The 1,328-nt window shown below is 48.5% G+C and carries 1 protein-coding gene and 1 pseudogene; both read left to right on the top strand.

Features of this window, described 5'->3' with window-relative positions:
• Positions 1-50: 50 nt before the first annotated feature.
• On the top strand, positions 51-329 hold the full coding sequence (locus FUA23_RS22165; protein WP_147932959.1) for a transposase: 279 nt from the start codon (positions 51-53) through the stop codon (positions 327-329).
• Positions 330-340: 11 nt separating this feature from the next.
• Positions 341-1,216 (top strand): annotated as a pseudogene (locus FUA23_RS22510) (IS3 family transposase); the annotation flags it as partial.
• Positions 1,217-1,328 lie beyond the last annotated feature (112 nt).

Genomic DNA, 1,328 nt, shown 5'->3' with positions numbered 1-1,328 from the left:
TGAGATGGTCCTGAAATACCGGACAGAAAATTTTTGTAATTTTCAGTCTAATGAAACAAGAAGCGAATACAAAGAAGAAGTACCGCAAGTACGATGCAGCGTTCAAAGCTGAGGCGATCCGTCAAATGGAACAAGGTCGTTCCGTAGCGGAATTAGCTACATCTCTTGGGGTGGGCCAAAGTCTTCTTCATCGATGGAAGAAACAATCTAAGGGAGGTCCAACGGGACCATCTGCTGAGACCCGTCATCTACGCAAGGAGATGAAGCGGTTGAAAGAAGAAAACGAGATTTTAAAAAAAGCCTTGAGCATTTTCAGCCGTCTCGATTAGATCGTTACCGATTTATTGAACGGCATGAGAATGCTCATTCTATTACCTTGCTTTGCGAGATGATGCAGGTTAGTCGGAGTAGTTACTACGACCGTTACGAACGCGCTTTGGTCAGGTCATCACAGAGCGAAGTAACTCGAAAAGTGATTGAAGCTTTCCACTTTCACAAGCGTAGATACGGCACTCGACGTTTGGTAGCAGAGTTGGCTGATGATGGAATTCAAGTAGGTCGTCAAACAGTTCGGACTATTCTGGCAGTTCACGAATTACGGGCGATTCAGCCTAAATCATTTGTTCCCAAGACGACGAGAACTCATCCGAATTTAAGGCGTAGTCCCAATCTATTACTGGAAAGGGAGCCAGCTACGGGAGTGGATGAGGTCTACGTTGGAGATATCACGTACTTGCCTTTGGTGAACGGGAAATTTGCTTATCTGGCGACTCTCCAGGATGTTTTCACTAAGAACATCGTTGGCTGGGATGTCGCTGATCACATGAGGGAAGAGTTGGTGCTCAACGCGCTTGAGAAGGCTATTATTCAACGGCGGCCGCAGGCTGGGCTCATCATCCATACCGACGGTGGTGGACAATACGGTTCGAAAGCGTTCCGTAAAAAACTAACAGACCTGGGCTTCTTGCAAAGCATGACCCGCAAAGACAATCACTACGACAATGCCCAGGCAGAATCGTTATTCGGTCGTTTCAAGGCCGAACTACTGGAAGACGGCGTTTTCTTGGACGTAGAAGACGCTAAGCAAGAATCCTTCGACTACATAGAAGGCTATTACAATACGGTGAGGAGACACTCCTCCCTAGGCAACAAAAGTCCGCTTAACTTTGAGCGCGCCTGTCGGGCGCAAAGTGCAGCGAAGAAGAACGACGATTAGTCCGTTCTGGTCCCCCCGGCCCCTGTTCCGCTACGCTCCACAGGGGCCGGGGGACCAGAACGGAAAGAAGAAACTCCACTTTTAAACTGTCCGGCTAAAGCCGACCACCTCA

It is taken from the genome of Neolewinella aurantiaca (assembly GCF_008014675.1).
Classification (GTDB): Bacteria; Bacteroidota; Bacteroidia; order Chitinophagales; family Saprospiraceae; genus Neolewinella; species Neolewinella aurantiaca.
This window is presented reverse-complemented; position numbering and strand designations above follow the sequence as displayed.

Excerpts from the sequence above, each read along its gene's own strand:
- FUA23_RS22165 (WP_147932959.1), top strand. The coding sequence starts at position 51 with ATGAAACAAGAAGCGAATACAAAGAAGAAGTACCGCAAGTACGATGCA.